The following is a 22,689-nucleotide window of genomic DNA, read 5'->3' on the forward strand; positions in this document are numbered from 1 at the left end:
GCCATCATGGCGAAGGAATCTGACCAGCACACCGGGCAGTGTCACTGCGGCGGCGTCCGTTTCCGGGCGACATTGGTCGACGGGTTCGACACGCTGCGCCGGTGCACCTACTCGTATTGCCGGATGCGCGGTGCCGTCGTCGTCTCGGCGGAGATCGGCGGCGTCGAAATCCTGCAGGGCGAAGCGTTGCTGACCTCCTATCGCTTCAACACCGGCACGGCGCAGCACTTCTTTTGCGGGCGCTGCGGGATCTACACCCACCACCAGCGCCGCTCGAACCCGAACCAGTACGGCGTCAACGTCGCCTGCCTCGACGGGGTCAGTCCGTTCGATTTCGCCGAAATTCCCGTCTTCGACGGCGTGAATCACCCGAGCGATACCGGCGGTGTGACCCGCCGCGCGGGGACGCTGCGCTTCGCCACCGAGACCTAAACGTCGATCAGGCGGTCGGCGACCTCCTCGGCGAGCGAAAGGCTCGACGTCAGCCCCGGGCTCTCGATGCCAAAGAGATGGATCAGGCGGCGGAACCCGTGCTCGCCCGGACCGTCGATGTGGAAATCGGCCGCCGGCTCGCCCGGGCCGGTGAGCTTCGGACGGATGCCCGCGTAGTCCGGCGTCAGTACGCCCTCCGGCAGGCCGGGCCAGTAGCGGCGGATGGCGCTGGCGAAACGATCGGCTCGGGCCGGATCGACCTGATAGTCGAGGGTGTCGACCCACTCGACATCCGGCCCGAAGCGCATGCGCCCGGCGAGATCCAGGGTGAGGTGGATGCCGAGGCCGCCTTCCACCGGCGCCGGATAGATCAGCCGTGCGAAAGCCGGGCGTCCCAGGCAACCGAAATAGCTGCCCTTGGCCAGAACCTGGCGCGGGATGCGCGCGGCCGGGTAGCCCTCGACCGTGCCGGCCACCGCCTGCGCGCCGAGGCCGGCGGCGTTGACCACGGCATCGAACGGCAGGGCCTCACCGTTGACCGCGACGCGCCATCCATCGGGGGCCTGCGCGATATGCGCGACCCGGCTGTTGAAGGCGACGGCCCCGCCGGCATCTTCGAGATCGCCCTGAAGGGCGAGCATCAGGGCGTGGCTGTCGACGATGCCGGTCACGGGCGAATGGAGGGCGGCGACGCAGGCGAGGTTCGGCTCGAGCGCCCTCGCCTCGGACCCGTCCAGCATGACGAGGCCCGGAACGCCGTTGGCCTCGCCCCGCGCGGCGATCGCGGCGATCGCCTCACGCTCCGAATCGTTCGTGGCAACGATGAGCTTGCCGCAGCGCCGATGCGGTACGCCGTGGCTCTCGCAGAAGGCGTAGAGCAGGGCGGCCCCGGCGACGCAGTGGCGCGCGCGCGACGATCCGGCCGGATAGTACATCCCGGCATGGATCACCTCGGAGCTGCGGGCCGAGACGCCCGTTCCGATCGCGCCTTCGGATTCCGCGACGATGACCGAATGCCCCCGGCGCGCGAGCGCACGGGCCGTGGCGAGTCCGACGATTCCGGCACCGACGACGAGGATATCCATGGCGGCGGACATGAGCACGAGGGCGAGGCGGAAGACAACCGCCCGAATCACGTGCCGGGCAAGCGCGAGTCGCGCGCCAGATGCCGGTCGGGAAGAATCCGCCGCGCCCTGCCTTTGCCTGGTAAAACCACGACGTCTCGGGCGGCGGCATCGGCATGCCCGGTGGGCGAGGGTCGCGCATGCATGTGCGGTCATGGCGCTGCGTCGAAGTTCCAGCTACAAGGGCGTCCATCCGTAACCGTTCGAGGCCGGAATCACGTCGGTTCGGAGGATCGCGCCCCTGGGCGCATCCCTCCCCGGCGGGTTCTTCGCCTGCTTGCCCGCTAAGGCTTCCGTCACAGTGCCCTTCCCGACCCTGCCGGCCCCGCTCGCACGAGCACTGACCGCGCGCGACTATGAAGACCCGACGCCCGTCCAGAGCGCCGTCATCGAGGCGGCCGCGCAGGGGCGCGATCTCCTCGTCTCGGCCCAGACCGGCTCGGGCAAGACCGTGGCCTATGGCCTCGCCTTCGCCGAGACCCTGCTCGACGGCGCCGAGCGTTTCGGCCCCGCCGGCGCGCCGCTGGCCCTCGTCATCGCCCCAACGCGGGAACTGGCGCTGCAGGTCGAGCGCGAACTGTCCTGGCTCTACGCGGAGACCGGCGCGCGCGTCATCTCCTGCGTCGGCGGCATGGACCCCCGGCGCGAGAGCCGGCAGCTCAACGACGGCGCCCACATCGTCGTCGGCACCCCGGGCCGCCTGCGCGACCACCTGGAGCGGCGCAACCTCGCGACGCAGGATCTGCGCGCTGTCGTCCTCGACGAGGCCGACGAGATGCTCGACCTGGGCTTCCGCGACGACCTCGAGTTCATCCTGTCGGTGACTCCGAAGGAGCGCCGCACCCTGCTGTTCTCCGCGACACTGCCCAAGGCCATCGCGACCCTGGCCGAGCGCTATCAGAACGACGCGCTCCGCATCGCCGTGAAGGGTCAGGAGCGCGGCCACGCGGACATCACCTACAAGGCCATCCGCGTGGTGCCGCGCGAGCTGGAGCACGTGGTGGTCAACACCCTGCGCTTCATGGATGCGCCGACCGCGATCATCTTCTGCAACACCCGCAACGCCGTGCGCCACCTCCAGGCGGTACTGACCGAGCGCGGGTTCTCGGCCGTGGCCCTGTCGGGCGAGCTCGGCCAGGGCGAGCGCAACGCCGCCCTCCAGGCACTGCGCGACGGCCGGGCCAAGGTCTGCGTCGCCACCGACGTCGCGGCCCGCGGCATCGATCTGCCGACCGTCAGCCTCGTCATCCACGCCGACCTGCCGCACGACGCGGAGGTGCTGCAGCACCGCTCCGGCCGCACCGGCCGCGCCGGTCGCAAGGGCACCAGCCTCCTGCTCATCCCGGCCTCGAAGCGGCGCCGGGCCGAGCAGATGCTGATGATCGCCAAGGTCTCGTTCGAGTGGGCCGGCCCGCCCACCGCCGACGAGATCCGCCGCCTCGACGGCGAGCGCATGTGGCAGGACCCGATCTTCACCGAGGAGCCGGCCGAGGAAGACATCGCCATGGCCGAGACCCTGATGGCGCAGCGCACGCCCCAGGAACTCGCCGCCGCGCTCGCCCGGATCTACCGCTCGCGCCTCCCGTCGCCCGAAGACGTCACCGACCCGGGCGCAGGCCCCGAGCGCAAGACCCGCCCAGTCTACGACCCCGCCGATGTGGACCGGATCGACGCCCAGGGCCCGGCCGTATGGTTCCGGCTCAATCTCGGCCGGCGCGACAACGCCGATCCGCGCCGCCTGCTGCCGATGCTGACCCGGCGCGGAAATATCGGCCGCCAGGAAATCGGCGCGATCCGCATCTTCGATCGCGAGACCAAGTTCGAGGTGCGCGGCGGCGCGGCTTCGCGCTTCGCGCAGACCTTCGCCAAGAACGGTTCGCCCGAGATCCAGGTGGAACCCCTGCTCGACGGGGAGCCGGCGCGCGAGGAGGCGGGGCCGAAGAGCTTCAAGAGCCCGCGCGGCGCACGCCACGAGCGCGAGATCGCCAAGAAGCCCCGCGCCAGCCGGGCCAAGTAACACACCAGGTCATCTAACGGGTTAGACAATCGGGGCGCCGGACGGCGCCCCGGCTCAGAAGCTGTTGGGCAGGTTCTTCACGGCGTTGCCGAGGGCCTCGACCCCTTCCGCGAGCTTGCGCCCGGCGGGCGCCAGGGACGGCACCTTCATCCCGAACACCTCCGTGTGCTCCGCCTCGGCCTCTGCCGGAGGCTCGGGCGCAGCGGCGGCGGCTGCGACCTTCGCGGGCACCGGCTTGACGGCCGCCGGCTTGGCATGGGCCACCGGTGTGGGAGCAACGCGCTTTGCAGGCGCCTCGCGCTCGCTGGTCAGGGCCGTGAAGGTGCCGTTGGTGGCCCGCGAACGAGTGGTTTCGTTGGGCGACGGCGGGATCAGCGTTGCGGTTCGGGCAGCCGGCACCAGGGCAGCGGGCCGGGCCGGCGGGAGGACCGCGGCATTCTCGATCGGCGGAAGGCGCGCGGGCTTCGGCGTCGCGGCGGCCTCGATCCGCTTCTGGGGCGCAGGCGGCTCCGGCGCGACGGCGGCGGGCGTGACCGCTGGCTGGGCCACGGCAGCCTGGATCGAAGCCGGCGGCGCCGTGATCTTCGGGTCGGCCGGTACCGTCCCGGTGACGGACGCCACGACATCGGCCTTGGCCTTCTCGGACCCCTGATCGACGACCTTCACAGGCTCGACCGTGGCGGGTGCCAGCGCCGGAACGCCGTCACGCAGGTCCGGCCACTCGGAGGCCTTCTGCGCCATGGCGGCGGATTGGAGGGTCGGCCGGGTGTATTGCGGCCCGGCCAGCCCGCCGAGCATCGAAGAGGCCAGGGCGGCAAAGCCCGCCAGGCCGAGCACGCCGAGGCCGGACAGGAGCACGATGCGCAGATGGGGGCGAGAGGGACGCGACGCCGGCACGGCCGGGCTTCGTGTCTCGGAGGGGTCGATCGTCACGGGCATCATCGGTTGAGACATCTCGGACGCTGGAAACCGTTTGGATTGACCGTTGCGGGTCGATCACGCCGCGCCGTCCGGTTCCGGGCTGTGCGAGGCCACCCCGGGGTAGACGCTCGGCGTGTCATGAAAAAGGCCGCGCATTGGGGCATGAAGATGTCATCGCGGCGTCATCAGGTCATCGGCGGTCCTGAGGGGCCGCGAATCTAAATAAACCCCACAGCTTTAACGAGACGTATCGTCAATCGACTTTCCGGCGTCGTGCATCGTCGCCATCGCGTCGGCCTGCACCCGGACCACCCGCGCCACGTTTCGCGCCCGCCGCGTCGCCGATCCCGTATCGAGGACCGCACCGGCCACGAGGCGCTCCTTGAGGGCGACGAGGTCCGGGTCGCCCCAGCGGCGGTGGAGCGCCTGAAAGCATCGGTGCCGCGAGTGGTCGAAGACCCGCGGATGCCGGTCGACATCGCGGCAGGGATGGGCCGGGTGCAGGACAGCGACAGGCATCAACCTATTGGGAATCGATGCCGTCGCGGCGTGGGTTCGGCCGAGGGCGAGAACGCGGGGCGCCAGGAAGGCGCGGGGCCCGGGCACCATGGGCTCGGCGCCCGCGAAAACCTCGATGCGCCCGAGTGGAGTTACCACCACGACATCGACGGCGCGGCGCGCGACGAGATCGAGGACGGGCGCAGCGGGATCGAAGGCGTGAAGGCCCACCGCGCGGCGTAGATCTGCGAGCGCCTCCGGGTCGGACGTGCGCAGCACGAAGCGGCCCTGGTGCAATCCGAGGCCGAGATCGAACATGGGATCCCCGCGATTCTCCGGGCGGACCGCATCGCCGTCCGGCCCGCTCTCCGTGAGCACGTCGGGATTCGGCGCGCCGTGCGCGGTGGGAAGACAGAGGGCGACCGCGTGGCTCCAGCCCCCGTGGAAAGCGGTCTCGTAGGCGACCGGGATGGCGGCGCGGGGGTCGAGCCTGATCGCGCCGCGCGCCGTCACCAAGCCGGGTCGCGGGCCCACGATCCGCGTGCCCGACTCCGCATGTCCATGGCCGAACTCGGCCAGCGCGCCGAAGCCACCGAGACTCCAGGTCGCCTCGGGATCGGCGAGCCCGTCCGCGACGAGGGCCGCCACGGCCTCCGCCGCCCCGTTCACCGGCCTCATGGGTCCGGCATGCCGAGGTGCCGGGGGCAAGCAGGACGCACGGGGTCGGGGCAAGCAGCGCCCCCCTGCCATCCCGTTCCGCTTCGGCTAGAAGCGGGGGCGCGCACCCTGACCCATCCGGCGCTTCCGCTCACGGTCCGATGTCCCAGAACCCAGCCCCCATGGCCGCTCGCCCCCCCTGGCGCGGGCCCACGCGCCGCACGCCGGACCCTGCCCGCACAGGATGGGCGAGCTGGCTGAACTGGTCCTCCTGGCCCACCCGCGCGCGGATGATCGCCCTCGTCCTCGCCATCGACGTCCTCGCCGCCCTGGTGTCCTGCGCGGTCATCGTGCTGAACGCCCGCTCCGCCGTCGAGGTCGAGATGCAGGCGGCCATGTCCAATGTCGAGCTTCTGGTCTCGGACACCATCGATCTGGCCCAGAACGAGGCGCCCTCGGGCATCCTGCAGACCCTGAACCTGCGCATTCACGACCTCCGGCACGTCCGCGTCACGGTACTGGACGCCTCGGGCAAGGTCGTCCCGAGCGGCTTTGGGCGTCTGCGGCGCGATCAGCACGTCTCGCCGGACTGGTTCGCCGTCCTGATCGCGCCATCGATCCGCGAGCACGACCTGCCGATCGTCGCCCGGGGCGCGCGGATCGGGACCGCACGCATCACCACCCAGCCGCGCGACGAGATCGACGAGGTCTGGGGCTACGCGGTCTCGCTCTCGCTGACGAGCTTCAGCCTCAGCCTCGGCCTGCTCGTCGCGCTCACCGTCGCCTTCGGCCGGGTCCTGGCCCCCCTCACCCGCCTCGCCGACGGTCTGACCCAGTTGGAGCGGCAGGACTACACCGCCCGTCTCGAACCGCCCGCCTCGCGGGAACTCGCCATCATCGCCAGGCGCTTCAACAGCGTGGCCCAGGCCCTGGCCGAGACGCGGGCCGCCAACGGCCGGCTCAACCGGCAGCTTCTCAGCGCGCAGGACGACGAGCGCCGCCGCACCGCCCTCGAGCTGCACGACGAGTTCGGTCCGTGCCTGTTCGCCCTGGAAGCCAATGCCGCCTCGGTGATCCGCATGGCCGAGGCCGAGGCGCCGCCCGATCGCGAGCGCCTGAAGCAGCGCGCCCAGGAGATCGCCAGCATCGTCGGCCAAGTCCAGGTCCAGAACCGCGACCTGCTCAACCGCCTGCGGCCGCACGCCCTCGGCCAGGTGCCGCTGGCCGACTGCCTCGAACTGCTGCTGCGCGACTTCCGGCGGCGGCACGCCGGCACGCGCTTCGCCGGCACCTTCGACGGGCTCGCACGCGGCTACGGCGACGTGACCGACCTCACCGTATTCCGCTGCATCCAGGAGAGCATGACCAACGCCGTGCGCCACGGCCGGGCCTCGAACGTCACGGTGCGGGCGCAGGACGAAGCCGAGTCGGGCGCGGCAAGTGGGCGCGCCCTTCGGATCACGATCCGCGACGACGGGGCGGGCGTGCCCGAGGATCACGGCCTCGGCCTCGGTCTGTCGGGGATGCGCGAGCGGGTGGAGGCGCTCGGGGGCACCTTCGGGCTTGACAACGGGCAGCCTGGCGCGGTTGTCCGGATCATGATCCCGCTCGACCGCGAGCCGGACACGGACACGAGCTCGAACGCACGCGCATGAACGCGATCGCCCTGAAGACCGAGGCTTTCAAGACAGAGGCACCCGCCCTCGTCATCGACGACCATCCCATCGTGCTCCAGGGCTGCCGCCGGGTGCTGGAGGACGCGGGCATCGAACGCATCGCCGAGGCGACCAGCGTGGTGGCGGGCTATCGCATGTTCCTACGCCTGCGGCCCGGGACGGTGATCTGCGACCTCACCTTCCAGGGCAGCGGCCTCGCGGGCCTGCACCTGATCCGACGCATGCGGGACGTGAACCCGGCGGCGCGCATCCTCGTCTTCAGCATGCACAACGACCCGGTGATCGTATCGCGCGCGCTCGAGGCGGGGGCGCTCGGTTACGTGCTGAAGGACCACGCCTCCGGCGAGCTCTTCGAGGCCTTCGAGCGCGTCCGCGCCGGCCAGCCCTATCTCGACCGGCGCCTCGCCACCGAGGTCGCGATGCTGCGCACCGACCCCAAGCGCACCCCCGAGACACAGTTGACCCCGCGCGAGCTGCAGATCCTGCAGCGGCTGGCCCAGGGCAAGTCCTACGGCACCATCGCGAGCGACCTGTCGGTGAGCTACAAGACCGTGACGAACGCCTGCTCGCTGATGCGCCAGAAGCTCGGGGTGCGCACGCTCGCCGAACTGATCCACGTGGCGGTGACGCAGGCGCAACGCCAGGGCTGAGACGTCAGTCGAGTCCGCCCATCGCGCGGACGATGGCCCATTCGGCCTCGGTCACCGGCTGCACGGAGAGCCTCGAATTGTTGGCGAGCACCATCGCGGACAGGCGCGGCTCGGCCTTGATCGCCTCCAGCGTCACGGGCCGGGGCAGTGCCTCAAGGGCGCGCAGGTCCACCATGCCGAAGCGGCCGGTCTCGTCGCTGTCGTCCGGGTAATAGGGGCGGATCACCTCGACGATGCCGACCACCGCCTTGCCCTCGTTCGAGTGGTAGAAGAAGCCCCGCTCGCCGACCTCCATGGCCATCAGGTGCTTCTTGGCGACGTGGTTGCGCACGCCGTTCCAGTGCGTGCCCGCCGCCCCCGCCGCAACCTGCTGGTCCCACGACCAGGTCGAAGGCTCGGATTTGTAGAGCCAGTGGGCCATGCGCGTCTCCCGGAAAACGCGCACTCTCTAGCACCGGAGAAGCGTGGCCGTCAGGCCCCGCGAAGCGCGGAATTCCAGTAGCGCAAGCTCGTGGCGTTGACCGGTCCGCCGGCCTTGGCGTTGCGCGCCGTGACGAAGGCGTGAAACTCGGCGGCCGGCTCCGGTCCGAGGAAGTCGGACAGAGCGGAGAGGATGCGGGTGATGCGCAGGTGGTTGTGGTCGTAGGCACGCAGCCAGCCGTCGGTCTCGGCGTAGAAGCGGGTCATCCGTCCGAGCGCAGCGCGCAGGCCCGAGAGGGCGGCGGGATCGGACCGGATCGCCTCGGCCTCGGCGCGGGACAGGACCGGCGCGCCCGGCACCGCGAGGCTCGCCTCGTGCAGGGGGAAGCACCACTGGATGAAGTCGTGCACGCCCTCGATATGGGGGTCGTCATACGCGAGGATGTCCTTGAGGACACGCCCGGCCCCGTCGCGGCCGGTACCTGCGAGGAAGGCCTGGATCGGGTACTGGCTCATTCGGCCTCCCCCCTCAGGGGCCGGGCCAGCAGGGCGGCGACGACCGAATCGACGCTGGCGCCGCCGGACACGATGGAAGCCACCGCTTCCGCCACCGGCATCTCGACGCCCCGGGCCCGCGCGAGGTCCACCAGGGCGGCGGCCGTGAAGGCGCCCTCCGCGAGCTTGCCGCCGGCGGCCTCCTCCGGCGAGGCGCCGGCCCCGAGGCGCTGGCCGAAGGCGAAGTTGCGCGATTGCGGCGAGGAGGCGGTCAGCACCAGGTCGCCGAGGCCCGACAGCCCCATCAGGGTCTCGGGCCGCCCGCCATAGGCGCGGGCGAAGCGCATGAGTTCGGCGAAGGCCCGGGCGATCAGGGCGGCGCGCGCGCTCTCGCCGAGGCCGCGCCCGGCCACGATGCCCGACGCGATGGCGAGCACGTTCTTTCCGGCTCCCCCGATCTCGACGCCCCGCACGTCGTCGGTGTGATAGACCCGCAGGGCCGGGCCCGAGAGGGTGGTGGCGAGGCGAGCGGCGAGCCCCGCATCGGCCGCCGCGAGCGTGACGGCGGTGGGCAGGTTGCGGGCGACATCGGCCGCGAAGCTCGGCCCGGACAGCACCGCCACGGGCGCCGAAGGGCCCAGCCTCTCCCCGGCGACCTCGCTCATGAAGGCGTCGCTGCCGCTCTCGATTCCCTTGGCGCAGAGCACAATGGCCGCCCCCGGCGCGAAGGCGGGCGCGAGATCACCGAGCACGCCCCGCAGGGTCTGGGCCGGGACCACCATCAGCAGGGTGCCGGCCGCCGTCAGGGCACCGGCCTCGGCGGTCGCGGTGATGCGGCGGTGGAGCGGCACGCCGGGGAGGTAGCGCGCGTTCTCGCGCGTCCTCTCCAGGCGCTCGGCCGACGCCCCGTCACGCAGCCAGAGGATGACGTCGTGCCCGGCCGCCGCCGCCGCGTTGGCGAGCGCCGTGCCCCAGGCGCCTCCGCCGACGACCCCGATTCGCGTGGCCGGACTGCTCATGCTGGTCACGCGCCAGACCTCTCGCTTGCGTAGGATTCCGCGGACAGACGATACAGGAGATGCGCCCGCAGGGGATGCCCCGACGGCAGGGCCGGATGCGAAAAGCGCTCCGCGGCGCGCATGCCGAGGCGCTCCATCACCCGGCGCGAGGGCGCGTTGACCTCCGCCGTGAGGGCGATCACCTCTGTGAGGCCGCAGCGGCCGAACAGATCGCCGAGGGCGCGTTGGGCCGCCCGCGTGGCAATGCCTCGGCCCCAGGCCGCGCGGGCGAGGCGCCAGACGATCTCGACGGATTCGCCGGGCCGCTCCCCGCCCGCGAAGGGCATGACCCGCATCAGGCGCGCACCACCGACCAGGCCGGCAAAACCCAGCCCGGCCGCCTCGACCGCCCAGGGGCCGAAGCCGTCCACCGCGAAGCGCCGCTCGCAGGCCCGCGCCTCGGCCCGGCTCGCATCCGCGTCCCGGATCGCCGGGAAATGGCGCATGACCTCCGGATCGGCGTTGAGGGCCGCGAGGCTATCGGCATCGTCCGGCCGCCAGCGACGCAGCACGCAGTCCCCGTCACCCAGACGCTCCGGCGGTGCGGCCTGGGCGGAAGCCCGGAGCTTGCCCCGCAGGGCCAGCGAGCGCCGGTTCAGGGCAGCGAGGTCGGCCTGCCCGGCGAGCACCGCCTCGCCGAGGCCGATGGCGCAGGCGAGCTGATCCGGCGACAGGTTCGCCCAGGCGGGTGCCGCGACGGTTTCGCGCCAGGGCGCGCCGCAGGTGTTGTCGAGGAGAATGCGGGCGAAGCAGTGGTCGAGCCGCACCGGCCAGTCGGGTCGCGCGGCCTCCGGCAGGCGGCGCTCCACGAGGTCGCGCCAGCGCCCTCGCTCAGCCTCAGGCAATCGCGGCCGGCTCCGCGAAGGGCCAGCGGGCCCGGGCCGGGGCCGTGAGGTCGTCAACCAGGCCGAGGCGCAGGCGCTCGATGCCCGCCCAGGCGATCATCGCGCCGTTGTCGCCGCAGAGGGCCAGGGGCGGCGCCACGAAGGCGAGGCCGGCCTCGCCGGCCTGTGTGGTCAGCGCCCGCCGGATCGCGCCGTTGGCCGCGACGCCGCCCGCCGCCACTAGGGCGGTCGGGTGCCCGGCCACGGTAGCGAAATCGCGCATCGCCACGCGCAGGCGGTCGACAACGACGTCGACCACCGCCGCCTGGAAGCTGGCGCAGAGGTCGGCAACGTCGGCGGTGGAAAGCGGGGCCAGCTTCTCCGCCTCGATCCGAAGGGCGGTCTTCAGGCCGGACAGGGAGAAGTTGGCCTCGCGCCGCCCCAGCATCGGACGCGGCAGGGCGAAACGCTCGGGATCGCCCGTCTCGGCCATGCGCTCCACCTCGGGGCCGCCCGGATAGCCGAGGCCCAGGAGCTTGGCGACCTTGTCGAAGGCCTCGCCGATGGCGTCGTCGATGGTGGTGCCGAGGCGGACATAGTCGCCGACACCCTTCACCGCGACGAGCTGGGTGTGCCCCCCCGAGGCGAGGAGGAGCAGGTAGGGAAACCCGATGCCGTCGGTGAGCCGGGCCGTCAGCGCGTGCGCCTCCAGGTGGTTGACGGCAATGAGGGGCTTGCGCGTCACCAGCGCCAGGGTCTTGGCGGTGACGAGGCCGATGAGTACGCCCCCGATCAGGCCCGGCCCGGCCGCCACCGCGATGCCGTCGACCTGCGCCAGGGTCAGGCCGGCGCCGGAGACCGCCCGATCGATCAGGCGATCGAGCACCTCAACATGGGCGCGGGCGGCGATCTCGGGAACGACGCCGCCATAGGCCGCGTGCTCGGCGATCTGGCTTAGCACCTCGTTGGACAGGATGCGGCCCCGGCCGTTCTCGCCCGGTGCGACGACGGCGGCGGCGGTCTCGTCGCAGGTGGTTTCGATGCCGAGGACGTTCATGGACGGCGGATCATTCCGGGAGGCGGGAGACGGGCTGTGTCCCCGTCACCCTAGCCGCCCCGCCCCCATCCCGGCAACGGACGGCTTGCCTCGCGGCGGTGAACCGGCATGGATGGGCGGAGATTGCGAGGGAGCGCGGGACAACATGCGGATCTGGGTGGCGCGGCCGGAACCGGGAGCCTCGCGCACCGCCATCCGCCTTCGCGACCTGGGTCATCGTCCCCTCGTCGCCCCGGTCCTCGCCGTGGCGGAAACGGGTGAACGCCTGCCGGCGGGGCACTTCGCGGGGCTGATCCTGACCAGCACGAACGGCGTGGCCGCCTTGCGCCCGGACGAGCGCGCCCGGTTTCGCGACGTCCCCACATTCACCGTGGGGGCCCGCACGGGCGCCGCCGCGCGGGCCGCCGGCCTGAGGGATGTCCGCATCGCGGGGGGTGAAGCGCGCGCGCTCGCCGCCCTCGTCGCGGCCTCCTTGCCGCGAGGGTCCACCCTGCTCCATGCCGCCGGTGCCGAGCGCAAGGCCGAGCCCGCCGCCGCGCTGGCGGAGGCCGGATACGCGCTCAGCGTGAGTGAACTCTACGCGACGCGCATCGCCCCGAGCCTTCCGGACGCGCTGCTGGACGCCCTCGGTGCGCGCGCCCTCGACGCCGCCCTGCACTATTCCCGTCGCAGTGCCGCGGCGGCACACGATCTCGCGGGGACCCACGGCCTCGGCGGAGCCTTCCGAGCCCTGACGCATTACTGCTTGTCGGCGGATGTAGCCGTGCCCCTGGTCGCTGCCGGGGTCGCGGTCCATTTTGTGGCCGAACGACCCGACGAGGAAATGCTCCTCGCCGGATTGGCGGCATCGAAACCGTCAGGAATCTGACAAGGGTCTCGCTCCGGCGGCGCCCCTGGTGCTAGGACGAGCAAAAGAAGCTGCGCCGTCAGCCTCGACCCACCGGGCGCCGGACGCGCCGCACGGGGCGAGGCCGAGCGGCAGGTCGGGAAGGGAGCCTTGAACCGTGAAACCACCCAACAGCGACGCCAACCGTCCGGGAACTCCCACCGGCAGCCAGCCGGGCAAGCCCGGCACACCACCCGTCGCCGCGAGCGGCAAGAGCGACACGAAGACCGACACGCAGGCCCCCGGCGCCAGCCAGGACGGCGTGAAGACCGATCCGGTGAAGACGGAAGCCGCCAGGGCCGACCTCCTCAGGCCGGAGGCGACGACGCCCGGCGCGGTCAAGGCGGAGGCGCCGAAGAGCGATCCGCTCAAGAGCGGGCCGGGCCCGATCGAAGGCAGCAAACCCGAATTGGGCAAGTCCGAACCAAAGGCTGACGCGGGCATTGGGGCTGCCAAGTCGGACACCCTCAAGCCGGATGCCCTGAAGCCGGAAATGACGAAGCCCGATGCGCCCAAGGGCGAAGCCCCCAAGGCTGCGGACGCCAAGGCTGCGGACGCCAAGCCTGAGGCGACGCGAACCGGTGCCTTCGGCGGCCCCCAGAGCGGCGCGCGCCCGGCGGGTTCCGTGACCGACGGTCCGATCATCGACCTGAAGGCCAAGCGCCTGCCCGATTTCGTTCCGCCCGCCAAGCCGGGGGCTGCGGCTGCGGCCGGCGTCGGCTCTACCATGTCCGGCAAGACCACGGACGCCAAGCCGAGCGACGCCAAGCCGAGCGAGACGAAGCCCGGCGAGATCAAGCCCGGTGATGTGCGTGCGTCCGACCCGAAGGCCGCGGAGGCTGCCAAGCCAGGAGCCGGGGGCGATGCCGGCGCCAAGCCGCCCGGTTCCGCCACGCCACGGATTTCGCCCGCCGCAGCCGCCACCACGCCCCCACCCGCAGCGCGCGGACCTGGCTTCGGCTCCCTCGCCACCGCCGGCCTCCTGGGCGGCGTGATCGGCGCCGGCCTGCTCTTCGGCGTGGAGCGCAGCGGCCTGCTGCATCAGGCCGACGATGGCCGTCTCGCCGCCCTCGACCAGCGCATCGCCGCCCTTGCCCCGAAGGACGCGGTGGCGGGCCTCGACAAGCGTGTCGCCGCCAACGAGGCCGCCGTGAAGGCCGTGCCGGAGGCCCTGTCGAAGGCGCGCGAAGCCTTGGAGAAGGCGAGCGCGACCCCCGCCCAAGCTGGAGCCTCGGCCGCCCCCGCCGCCGAGGGCTCTGCCCCGGCTCCGGCGATCCCGTCAGACCTGACCGCGCGCCTCGACGCCCTCGATCAGCGCGTCTCCGCGCTCCAGGAGGAGCCGGGCCGCGACCAGGGCGGCGACGCCCGGATGGCGGCGACGCAGCCCGGCGCGAGCACGGCCCAGGTCAGCGCCCTCGAGGAGCGCCTGAAGTCGCTCGAAGGCAAGATCGACGCGGCCCCCAAGCCCACCGAGGTGCCCGACCTCGCGCCGAAGATCGCGGCCCTCCAGGGTGATGTCGAGGCACGGACCAAGGCGAATGCCGAGGCGGCCCAGGCCGTGAGCCAGAAGGTGGCGGCGCTGCAATCGTCCCTGGAGGCGCGCATCCAGGCCGCGACGGAGGCGGTCCAGTCCGCGACACAGGCGAGCGAGAAGGTCGCCGACGCGAGCAAGACCCAGGCGGCCGAGGCGGCCAAGGCGGTGGAGCGCCAGCTCCAGGCCCAGGCCGAGAAGATCGCCGGCCTCGATAAGGCCGTCTCCGAGCGGGCCGAGACCGCAACGGTCCAGGCGGCTCTCCGGGTGGTCTCGGCCGACCGGATCGTCACGGCCCTCAACACCGGCGCGCCCTACGCCGACGCCCTGGCCGCCCTGCGCGGCCTGGAGCCCGGCGACCCGGCCCGCCTAACGGCCGTGGCGGCCTTCGCCGACAAGGGTGCGCCGACAGCCCGTTCCCTCGCGGCCGAGTTCCGGCCGATCGCCGAGAAGATCGCGGCGAGCCGCCGGGCCGCCCAGAGCAAGGCCGTGGCGGAGAGCGGCGACATCGGTACCAAGCTGATGAGCATGGCGGAATCGATCGTGCAGGTCCGCCGCGTCGAGGCACCGGCCAACGGGGGCGCCGCGAACGCGCCGGCCCCCGACACGGCGCCGAAGGTGCAGGAGGCCCTCGATCGCGGCGCGATCAAGGAGGCCGCCGAGGCGTTCGCCGCGATGCCGGAGGCGGCCCGCGCGGAGGCCGGCGAGTTCGGCACGAAGCTGCGCTCACGAGCCGCGGCCGGCGACGCGGCGCAGGCCCTGCTCGCCGACGCCTTCAAGGGTCTGCCCGCCACCGGCGCGTCCCGTTGACCGGGTGGCTGCGCCCCGCGCCCGATCCGGCGGCGGGGCGCGGCACCCTGGATTTCGCGCGGCGGCGCCCAGCGCTTCCGCCCTCCAATCTCGGTGTCGCCGGACCGGCCGACGCCACTCCCGGGAGTTTCTGATCTCATGTGGCGCGCCCTCGCCTTCCTAGCTCTCCTCGCCGTCGCCGCCTACGGCGCGACCTGGATCGCTGACCATCCCGGCACCGTCACCATCGTGTGGAACGGCTACGAGGTCGCGACGAGCCTTGCCTTCGGCCTGATCGGGGTCCTGATCGCGGCGATCCTCCTCGGCTTCGTCTGGGCGATCGTGCGCGGGTTCATCACCCTGCCGGAAACCCTGGTGCGCGGCTCGCGCGAGCGGCGCCGGGCCAAGGGCTTCTCCGCCCTGTCCCGCGGCATGGTGGCGGTGGGCTCGGGCGATCCCCTGGCCGCCCGGCGCCACGCCAACGACGCCGAGCGCCTGCTCGGCGCCGAGCCGCTGGCGCTGCTGCTGAAGGCTCAGGCCGCGCAGATCTCCGGCGACCGCGAGGCGGCCGAACACGCGTTCCAGCGCATGGTCAACGATCCCGAGACCCGGGTGCTCGGCCTGCGCGGCCTCTTCGTCGAGGCGCGCCGCCGCGAGGACGATGCCTCCGCCCGCGCCTACGCGGCGGAAGCCGCCCGCCTGGCGCCCAGCGTCACCTGGGCGAACGAAGCCGTGCTGGAGGCACAGTGCGCCGACGGCGACTGGAGCGGCGCCACCGAGACCGTGGAGCGCCGCGCCTCCATCGGACTCATCGAGAAGGGCACCGCCCGCCGCCAGCGTGCGGTACTGCTCACCGCCGCCGCCCAGGAGCGCGAGGCGGGCGAGCCCGAGGCCGCCACCGAGCGCGTCCTCAAGGCCATCAAGCTCGCTCCCGACCTCGTGCCGGCGGCAGTGCTTGCCGCGCGGCTGATGGTCCGTCGCGGCGACCTGCGCAAGGCGGCCAAAATCATCGAGACGGCCTGGCGTGCCGGGCCCCATCCGGACCTCGCAAGGACCTATGTGAGCCTGCGCACCGGCGACTCCGTGCGCGACCGCATGGCTCGCGCCGAGACGCTGGCGAAGATCTCCTCGTGGCACCCGGAAGCCCGCCTCGCGATGGCGCAGGCCGCCTACGAGGCCCGGGAGTTCGGCAAGGCCCGCGAAGCCCTCGCGCCGCTTCTGGCGGACCGTCCGACGGTGCGCGCCTGCCTCGCCATGGCGCGCTTGGAGGAGACCGAGCACGGCGCCGGCTCCGGCCGGGCCCGCGAATGGCTGGCCCGCGCGGCCCACGCGCCCCGCGACCCGCTCTGGATCGCGGACGGCGTCGCCTCCGAGACCTGGGCTCCGGTCTCGCCCGTCAGCGGACGCCTCGACGCCTTCGTCTGGAAGACGCCGACCGAAGTTCTCGCCGGCCCGGATGCGACCGGGGCGGAAGACGAGGCCGCGCCGGTCTCCGGAACGGCGCAGTTGGCCCCGTCAGGCCCGGCCCCCGGCGTGCAGCCCGAGGCAGCCCCGAAGCCCGAGGTGAAGGCGCCGACGGTGCCGGTTCCCACGGTTGCCAAGGCTAGCGAGGCGCCCTCCCACGGCCCGAAGGCCGGCGAGGCCGAGCCGGCCAAGGCCAACGGTGTCGCCCCCATAGCTGCGGGTATGGCACAGGCGGCGGCCGATGTGAGCGCCCCCCCCGCAGGTCCGCTCGCCTCTGGTACGCCGAGCCCCGTGGTGTTCCCGCCGGCCCGCACGGGGGACGACGTCAAGCCCCGTCGGGCAAGCTGAAAGGCCGGGATACGCCACGCTCTCCGCGTATCCCGAAGGACGCATCGCCGCCGAGGGGCTCGCGCCCCTGGCGCAGGAAGGGACGGGGGTGGGCCCCCGTCCTTAAAGGTCGGTTCATGCAATTCGCCTAAAGCTTGGCTTCAGCGAGTTCTGCGTAAACCGAAGTGCCATGTCCCCATCACTCGACGATGCGCCGGACCTCTCCGGCCTGATCGAATTGTCACGCCTCGACAATCTCGATCTCAAACCGGTCATCCTTCGGGTGCAGACGGACCTCTTCCTGTCGGCTTCGGTCCGGGACCGAAAGACGATCTCGGCCTTCGCGTCGCTCGCCGGCGGCCTCATTCCCATCGTCGACGACGAGACCGCCGAGATTGTCGCGCGCAAGCTGGCGCCGTTCCCGGAGACGCCTCCTACCCTGCTCGCCGCGCTCGCGGCCCGGGGCGGAGCGGCGCGCGATGCCGTCCTCGCGGGCGCGCCGATCCTCACGCAAGCCATGATCGCGGCGGCCCGCACCGATGGCGCCGATGTGGGCATCGCCCTCGCGCAGCGGCCCGACCTCGACCGCGCCACTCTGGCGGACCTGATCGCCCGCGACGAGCCCGCAATCGACCGTGCGCTCGTGGCCAACCGCGCCGTGAACCTCCAGGGCGAGATACTGGCCCGGCTCGTGGCCCGCGCGCGCAAGGCCCCGGACCTGGCGCGCCTCCTCCTCGAACGACCCGACCTCGCGCACGGCGACGTCGCACCCCTCTTCCTCGTCGCGGACGAGACCCGGCGCGAGGCCATCGGCCACGCGATGCTGGCGACAGCCGCCCTGCGGCCCCTGCCGCCCGCGCCGCGCGAGGCCGGGGCCGTGCTCACCGGCTTCTCGGCGCGCGGCGATATCGCCGGCTTCGTCGCCGCCCTCACGGATCTCCTCGGCCTGCCCAAGGGCTTCCTGGCGGCCACGCCCGACCCGTCTCTGCGCTACGAATTGCTGACGGTGGCTCTGCGGGTTGCGGGCCTCCACGAGGAGGAAGCGGTCTACATCTTCCTTACCCTGAACGAGACCGTGGCGCGCTCGGTGGACCGAGTCTTCGACCTCGTGAAGCTGTTCCGGACCCTGCCCCGCGCGGCGGCGCGCGATATCCTCGCGGCGGTTCTCGACTGGACGCCGCAGGACCGCGCGGCTGCGGCGAGCGCGCATCAGCCCTACCATGCCCCCGACGCCCAGCGCCCGCGCATGCAGGCGGCGAGCATGGAGCGGCCGTCCCTGCGCACGCCTCTCCCGGCGCGTCAGCGCCAAACGTCCTGAACCACCGGCGCGTCGGCACCAGACCTCCTGAACGGACCTACTCCGCCAGATCCAGACAGTGACGCCCAGCGCGGTCGTCGATCTCGACGATCCAGAGATCGGCGTCGAAACGCAGCTCCTTGGTCAGGCGCAGTTCCACGTCGGCCGGAGAGGCTTGCATGAGCAGGGCGACGAAACGCCGGTCGCCGTCGGTCTCGGTATCGACCAGGGATTGTGGCGCCGGGCCGAAGAGGTCTGCGCTGCCGTCGAGCCGGTCGACCTTCACGAAGATCGCACCGGCTTCGGGCGACCCGCGCCGCCGCTGAACGGCCGCGATGCCGTCGATTCCGAGGCGGCGCAGATGGGCCGAAACCCAGAAATCCGATCGTAGGCGTGCCATGGGCCGCCCTATAGCATCATCCCCGCCGTGCCGCCCATCCGACAGGCGCCGGATGACGGGCGCGGGGCTCAGCCCCGCGTGACGCCGGCGCGGGCCGCGAGTTCGCGCAAGGTCCGGGGCGTCGGCTCACCCTTCACCGGCAGCTTCCGGTCGCGTTCGAACTTCTCCAGGGCCGCCCGGGTGCCGGGTCCCATCAGGCCGTCCGCCTTAAGGGGCCCGTAGCCGAGCTTGACCAGGGCGCGTTGCGCCTGCGCGAGCGAGAGGTTGCCTGTGGTGGAGACGGAGGCCGTCGTCTCGGTGCCCTTCGGGTCGGCACCCTTGATCAGTTCGCCGATCGTGTCGCGGCCGGGACGCGAAGCGTCGGCCTTCGGCGTCTCCGCGATCGCGGAAGGCGTGGTCTCGGCCACGGCTCCCGATGGGGCGGCCTTCGGCTTCTCCGGGATCCGGCCCGCGAGCGCCTGTGGCGGAAGCTTCGGGAAGATCGGCGCGGGGTGGCGGCCGGCCTGGTAGCCGAGGGCGTTCAGACAGATCAGCGAGACCGCGCCCAGCACGACGCCTACGCCGAGGATCTCGCCGGGATGACGCAGGAAGGCCCGGCCGGCGCCGGCAGCCGTCGCCGTGAGGACGGCGAACCGCCCCGAGGCCCCGGCGGCGGGGCGGCGGCGGGCCGCGCCGCGCGGTTCGCGGCTCCGGGCGGGAACGACGATCTCACGCTGGTCGCGGCGTGCTTGCGGCTCGCGCATCACAACTCCTTGGGACTCGAAACAGGACCGGCCAGGCGCGTCCAGGGGAATATCGGCGCACCGTCATCCGGCGCGCCGCATCGGGACGTAGCTCTCGCGAACGGTTTCGGGACTGACGTCGAACAGACCCATCGGCCGGCGGATCGGCACGAGGCCGGGGGGGGCGACGAGGCGTCCGTCGACCACGGGGGGACGTAGACGGGTCTGGATCGGCGCGAGGGGCACGGGTCCGCCCGCCCGGCGGCACTCGCGCGGCAGGGTCACGATCACGGTTGTGCCTTCGCCGGAGGTGCTCTCGATGGCGATGGCGCCGCCGTGCAGGCCAGCCAAACCCTGCACCACCGACAGACCGAGCCCGGTCCCCTCGTGGGTGCGGGCATAGCCGCTGGCGCATTGGTAGAACGGATTGCCAACCTGCGGCAGGTCCTTCGCGCCGATGCCGATGCCGGTATCGGCGACGATGAGGTCGAGCTGCTGGCTCGATCCGCGAAGGGCGATCTCCACCCGGCCGCCGCGCGGCGTGAACTTCAGCGCGTTGGACAGGAGGTTGATGAACATCTGCCGGCAGGCGCGCGAGTCGGCGGTGATCTCCACCGGCATGGGGCCGGCGTCGCGCACCAGTATGATCCCGGCCTGATCGAACTTGAGCTGCATCAGGTCACAGCAGCTGTGCACCAGGGCGCTCATGTCGACGGGTTCGGGCGCGTAGTCGAAATGCCCGCTCTGGATCCGCGACATGTCGAGGAGCGTGTTGACCACTTCCAGCAGGTGCTGGCCGGATTCCCGGATGATACCGGCATATTCGCGCGTCCGGCCGGCATCGGTGGCCAGGCCACCCTCCCCCGCCAGCACCTCGGAGAAGCCGATGATGGCATTGAGCGGCGTGCGCAGCTCATGGCTGACATTGGCGAGGAAGCGGCTCTTCACCTCGTCGGCCCGTTCCGCTTCGGCCCGCGCCTGCTCCAGCTCGGCCGCGTGGCGGCGATGCTCGGTGACGTCGCGGGTGACCGCGACCACGCTCGACTCCGAACGAGCGCCGGCGCCCTCGTCGATCCGATGGATGCGCATCTCGGCGAAGATGACCCGCGAGGCCCCCTGCGCCCGGATCGCGGACGGGTCGAGATGCAGGCGGAACTGGACGGTGGCCGGACTGCCGTGGGCGGCGACATCGCTGAGGGCCTGGAGCAGCAGCGGGCGGTCGGCGACATGCACCCGCTCGAGCAGGCCATGGCCCTGCAGGCAGGCGGCCTCGGCGCCGACGAAGCGCTCGGCCGAGGCGCTGGCCTCGATGACGCGGCCGTTGTGGTCGTGCCAGGTCACGAGGTCGTCGATAGCCGAGAGCAGCATGCGGTCGCGCCGCTCGTTGTCCCGCATGCGGGCCAGCCAGCGGCCCTCGTGCCGGAAGTGCTCCGAGGCCTGGGCGGCGATGTGACCGATGGCCGTCAGGGCGAAGATCGGCATGGCCAGGGCGCGCGACCAGTCGGGGAGCGCCGTGCCGTCCCCGAGGGGCGGCAGGAGGGCGACGGCGAGTGCGCCGATTCCCGCGATGATCGCAGCCGCCAAGGTCGCCCGCCGGGAGCCGGAGACCACCGCCTCGAGGGGAATCGCCACGAGCCAGATCACGGCCGCCGACTGCGCTCCGCCGGTCATCGACGCGAGGCAGACCACCACGCCGGTGAGGCCGGCCGAGGAGATGGCATGGGCGAGCCAGAGGATGCCGGTCCGCGACAGGAGCACGGCGGCAAAGACCGGGAGCATCAGGCTCGCGATGGCCAGGGCCTCGATGCCGGTCGGCACTCCGCGAAGCACCAGATAGGGCGGCAGGCCCAGCATCATGATGAGCCCGGTCGCGAGGCGCGAGACCAGGAAACGCTCGTGCCGGAAGCGAACGCCGCTCTCTTCGATCACGGACTCATGGACGAGCCCCGCGAGGCGCACGTCGATGAGAGAAGCCAGGGCACCGTAGATACGCAATACCGACACGCACAGCGCGGAGGTGGCTCGACTGGCCGCTCCGACGCCCCTTGGCTCGACTGAAACTCGACGAAAGGCAACTTCGCAGAGGCGACTTAAGCGAGTCTTTCGCAAGACGATCCGATTGTCGCCGCATGCTTTCCGGGATGTAACTATCGTCGATCCGAGCCCCAGTCGTTTTCGGGGCAACACGTACGAAGTGTCCGGCGGGTCCGAGATAAGCTTGTATTTACCATATGGGCCTTCGGGGCAGGCGACCGGCGGCCTGGGCCTCCGTCCGTCAGGGAGCCTTTACCGGTCGGCCCGAAAGCTTCTTCCCGCGTCGTCCCGGCCCCGTCCGGGCCAGACCCCTGGGGCCGGACCCATGTCGTTCTTCCTTCGTGCCGCCCTGGTTATCGGCTTCCTGTCCTGGCTCGCCTTGCAACGGCAGGGTCCGGCCGCGCCGGCCCTGGTCCCGGACCGGGCCGAGGTCGCGGCCGCCGCCCTCGACCTCTGGGAGGCACTGCCCGAGGAAGCGCGGGCCGACGTTCTGCACGGGGGCGGTGCCGAGGTGATCCGGCGCGTCGCCGGCCCGCCACCGTCCTCCCGCGACACCCTTTCGGACAGCGACCGGAAACCGCCCTGGCGGGGTGCGCAAAGCCGACGGGATGGGGCTAGAGTGGCCGAGCGCGGGGAGCGCTCGATCCCTTAGGGCGCAAATCCGTCCGCGGCACAGGAGTGAAACCAGCGGATGTTCGGCTTCGGGATGGAATACGAGGGTGCCGCCTTCTGGCTCCCCCGGTCTGGGCGGGCCTGCTCGCGGTGGCCGTCGCCATGTCCGTGGTCATCGACGGGTTCGACCTCGGGGTCGACATCCTGTTCACGGCAGCGCGAAAGGGGAACTGGCGCGACCGGATGATGGTCTCGGTGGCGCCGATCTGGGACGGCAACGAGACCTGGCTGGCGCTCGGCAGCGGCGGTCTGTTCGCGGTCTTCAGTGTCGCCTACGCCATTCTGCTTCCGGCACTCTACCTGCCGCTGATTCCATGCTGATCGCGCCGATCTTCCGCAGCGTCGCCTTCGAGTTCCGCTTCAAGGCCAACCGCTCGCAGTTCGTCTGGGACAACGCCTTCCACTACGGCTTCTTGGTGGCGACCTTCGCGCAGGGGATGGTGCTCGGCGCCTTCGTGCAGGGCTTCCAGATCGAGGGCCGCAGCTTCACCGGCGGCACCCTGGACTGGCTCACGATCTGGCAGGCGGCGAACGCGGTGTTCATGCCGCTGGCGCTCGCCGACACCGCCTATGCCGGCTGGGTCTTTCGCGGAAAGGTCGCGGAGGACATCGGCTCCGGGGGCTACGGACCTTGAGCGGGCGGGCGCCCATGCTCAAAGGCAAGCGCGTACTCTGATTCGTCGCCTTCTCCGCGGTCAGCCTCCTCGTCTTCACGGCGCTGATTTACGTGCTGCGCTT

The 22,689-nt window shown here is 72.0% G+C and carries 20 protein-coding genes and 1 pseudogene; 10 read left to right on the forward strand and 11 right to left on the reverse strand.

Annotated features, from left to right (window positions below):
- Window positions 1–6: 6 nt before the first annotated feature.
- Complete coding sequence (locus MFF30_RS03130) at window positions 7–432, forward strand: GFA family protein (protein WP_238276448.1); 426 nt, start codon at window positions 7–9, stop codon at window positions 430–432.
- Here MFF30_RS03130 and MFF30_RS03135 read toward each other — a convergent pair.
- Window positions 429–1,517: an NAD(P)/FAD-dependent oxidoreductase gene (locus MFF30_RS03135; RefSeq protein WP_238276528.1), complete on the reverse strand. Its 1,089-nt coding sequence runs from the start codon at window positions 1,515–1,517 to the stop codon at window positions 429–431. The two genes, MFF30_RS03130 and MFF30_RS03135, sit on opposite strands and share 4 nt — an antisense overlap.
- 340 nt (window positions 1,518–1,857) lie before the next feature.
- Here MFF30_RS03135 and MFF30_RS03140 point away from each other — a divergent pair, with 340 nt between their 5' ends.
- Window positions 1,858–3,573, forward strand: a complete 1,716-nt coding sequence (locus MFF30_RS03140; RefSeq protein ID WP_238276450.1) for a DEAD/DEAH box helicase — start codon at window positions 1,858–1,860, stop codon at window positions 3,571–3,573.
- Between the two features lie 54 nt (window positions 3,574–3,627).
- Here the strand turns inward: MFF30_RS03140 and MFF30_RS03145 are convergent, their stop codons facing one another.
- Window positions 3,628–4,515 carry a hypothetical protein gene (locus tag MFF30_RS03145; protein ID WP_238276452.1) on the reverse strand — a complete coding sequence of 296 codons (888 nt, stop codon included), beginning with the start codon at window positions 4,513–4,515 and terminating at the stop codon, window positions 3,628–3,630.
- A 216-nt stretch (window positions 4,516–4,731) separates the two neighbouring features.
- Window positions 4,732–5,670, reverse strand: coding sequence for a DUF6925 family protein (locus MFF30_RS03150; RefSeq protein WP_238276454.1), 939 nt, complete (start codon window positions 5,668–5,670; stop codon window positions 4,732–4,734).
- A gap of 161 nt (window positions 5,671–5,831) precedes the next feature.
- Between MFF30_RS03150 and MFF30_RS03155 the strand changes: the two genes are divergently transcribed.
- Both MFF30_RS03155 and MFF30_RS03160 read left to right on the forward strand, forming a co-directional pair.
- The gene (locus MFF30_RS03155) at window positions 5,832–7,304 is read left to right on the forward strand and encodes an ATP-binding protein (protein WP_238276456.1); all 1,473 of its coding nucleotides are present in this window, start codon (window positions 5,832–5,834) and stop codon (window positions 7,302–7,304) included.
- Window positions 7,301–7,975 (forward strand): response regulator, encoded by a 675-nt coding sequence (locus tag MFF30_RS03160; protein WP_238276458.1) that lies wholly within the window; start codon window positions 7,301–7,303, stop codon window positions 7,973–7,975. The genes MFF30_RS03155 and MFF30_RS03160 overlap by 4 nt, the downstream gene beginning before the upstream one ends.
- A gap of 4 nt (window positions 7,976–7,979) precedes the next feature.
- On the opposite strand, the gene MFF30_RS03165 is transcribed toward MFF30_RS03160, so the two are convergent.
- Genes MFF30_RS03165 through tsaD form a run of 5 tightly spaced genes read right to left on the reverse strand, consistent with a single transcriptional unit; the run spans window position 7,980 to window position 11,829 of the window.
- Window positions 7,980–8,396, reverse strand: a complete 417-nt coding sequence (locus MFF30_RS03165) for an EVE domain-containing protein (protein ID WP_238276460.1) — start codon at window positions 8,394–8,396, stop codon at window positions 7,980–7,982.
- 50 nt (window positions 8,397–8,446) lie between these two features.
- Window positions 8,447–8,911, reverse strand: coding sequence for an opioid growth factor receptor-related protein (locus tag MFF30_RS03170; protein WP_238276462.1), 465 nt, complete (start codon window positions 8,909–8,911; stop codon window positions 8,447–8,449).
- Entirely contained in the window at window positions 8,908–9,909 is a 1,002-nt protein-coding gene (locus MFF30_RS03175; protein ID WP_238276464.1) for an NAD(P)H-dependent glycerol-3-phosphate dehydrogenase, read from the reverse strand. The genes MFF30_RS03170 and MFF30_RS03175 overlap by 4 nt, the downstream gene beginning before the upstream one ends.
- A 5-nt stretch (window positions 9,910–9,914) precedes the next feature.
- Window positions 9,915–10,793: a GNAT family N-acetyltransferase gene (locus MFF30_RS03180; RefSeq protein ID WP_238276466.1), complete on the reverse strand. Its 879-nt coding sequence runs from the start codon at window positions 10,791–10,793 to the stop codon at window positions 9,915–9,917.
- A complete protein-coding gene (tsaD, locus tag MFF30_RS03185; RefSeq protein ID WP_238276468.1) occupies window positions 10,786–11,829 on the reverse strand; it encodes a tRNA (adenosine(37)-N6)-threonylcarbamoyltransferase complex transferase subunit TsaD in 1,044 nt (347 codons plus the stop codon). The genes MFF30_RS03180 and tsaD overlap by 8 nt, the downstream gene beginning before the upstream one ends.
- Window positions 11,830–11,974: 145 nt before the next feature.
- Between tsaD and MFF30_RS03190 the strand changes: the two genes are divergently transcribed.
- From MFF30_RS03190 to MFF30_RS03205, 4 genes are all read left to right on the forward strand, one after another.
- Entirely contained in the window at window positions 11,975–12,697 is a 723-nt protein-coding gene (locus MFF30_RS03190; protein ID WP_238276529.1) for a uroporphyrinogen-III synthase, read from the forward strand.
- Window positions 12,698–12,833: 136 nt separating this feature from the next.
- Window positions 12,834–15,056, forward strand: coding sequence for a hypothetical protein (locus MFF30_RS03195; protein ID WP_238276470.1), 2,223 nt, complete (start codon window positions 12,834–12,836; stop codon window positions 15,054–15,056).
- Between the two features lie 138 nt (window positions 15,057–15,194).
- Window positions 15,195–16,847 carry a heme biosynthesis HemY N-terminal domain-containing protein gene (locus MFF30_RS03200; protein WP_238276472.1) on the forward strand — a complete coding sequence of 551 codons (1,653 nt, stop codon included), beginning with the start codon at window positions 15,195–15,197 and terminating at the stop codon, window positions 16,845–16,847.
- A 169-nt stretch (window positions 16,848–17,016) separates the two neighbouring features.
- Window positions 17,017–18,144, forward strand: coding sequence for a DUF2336 domain-containing protein (locus MFF30_RS03205; protein ID WP_238276474.1), 1,128 nt, complete (start codon window positions 17,017–17,019; stop codon window positions 18,142–18,144).
- Window positions 18,145–18,181: 37 nt separating this feature from the next.
- Here MFF30_RS03205 and MFF30_RS03210 read toward each other — a convergent pair whose 3' ends face one another.
- From MFF30_RS03210 to MFF30_RS03220, 3 genes are all read right to left on the reverse strand, one after another.
- Entirely contained in the window at window positions 18,182–18,523 is a 342-nt protein-coding gene (locus tag MFF30_RS03210) for a DUF1491 family protein (protein WP_238276476.1), read from the reverse strand.
- Between the two features lie 68 nt (window positions 18,524–18,591).
- Entirely contained in the window at window positions 18,592–19,266 is a 675-nt protein-coding gene (locus MFF30_RS03215; RefSeq protein WP_238276478.1) for a peptidoglycan-binding domain-containing protein, read from the reverse strand.
- Window positions 19,267–19,329: 63 nt separating this feature from the next.
- On the reverse strand, window positions 19,330–21,249 hold the full coding sequence (locus MFF30_RS03220; protein WP_238276480.1) for a PAS domain-containing sensor histidine kinase: 1,920 nt from the start codon (window positions 21,247–21,249) through the stop codon (window positions 19,330–19,332).
- A 355-nt stretch (window positions 21,250–21,604) separates the two neighbouring features.
- Between MFF30_RS03220 and MFF30_RS03225 the strand changes: the two genes are divergently transcribed.
- Together MFF30_RS03225 and MFF30_RS03230 are read left to right on the forward strand one after the other, a co-directional pair.
- Window positions 21,605–21,931: a hypothetical protein gene (locus tag MFF30_RS03225; protein ID WP_238276482.1), complete on the forward strand. Its 327-nt coding sequence runs from the start codon at window positions 21,605–21,607 to the stop codon at window positions 21,929–21,931.
- Between the two features lie 122 nt (window positions 21,932–22,053).
- Window positions 22,054–22,586, forward strand: a pseudogene (locus MFF30_RS03230) (cytochrome d ubiquinol oxidase subunit II).
- Window positions 22,587–22,689 lie beyond the last annotated feature (103 nt).

Source organism: Methylobacterium goesingense, assembly GCF_022179225.1.
In the GTDB taxonomy this organism is placed as follows: Bacteria; Pseudomonadota; Alphaproteobacteria; order Rhizobiales; family Beijerinckiaceae; genus Methylobacterium; species Methylobacterium goesingense.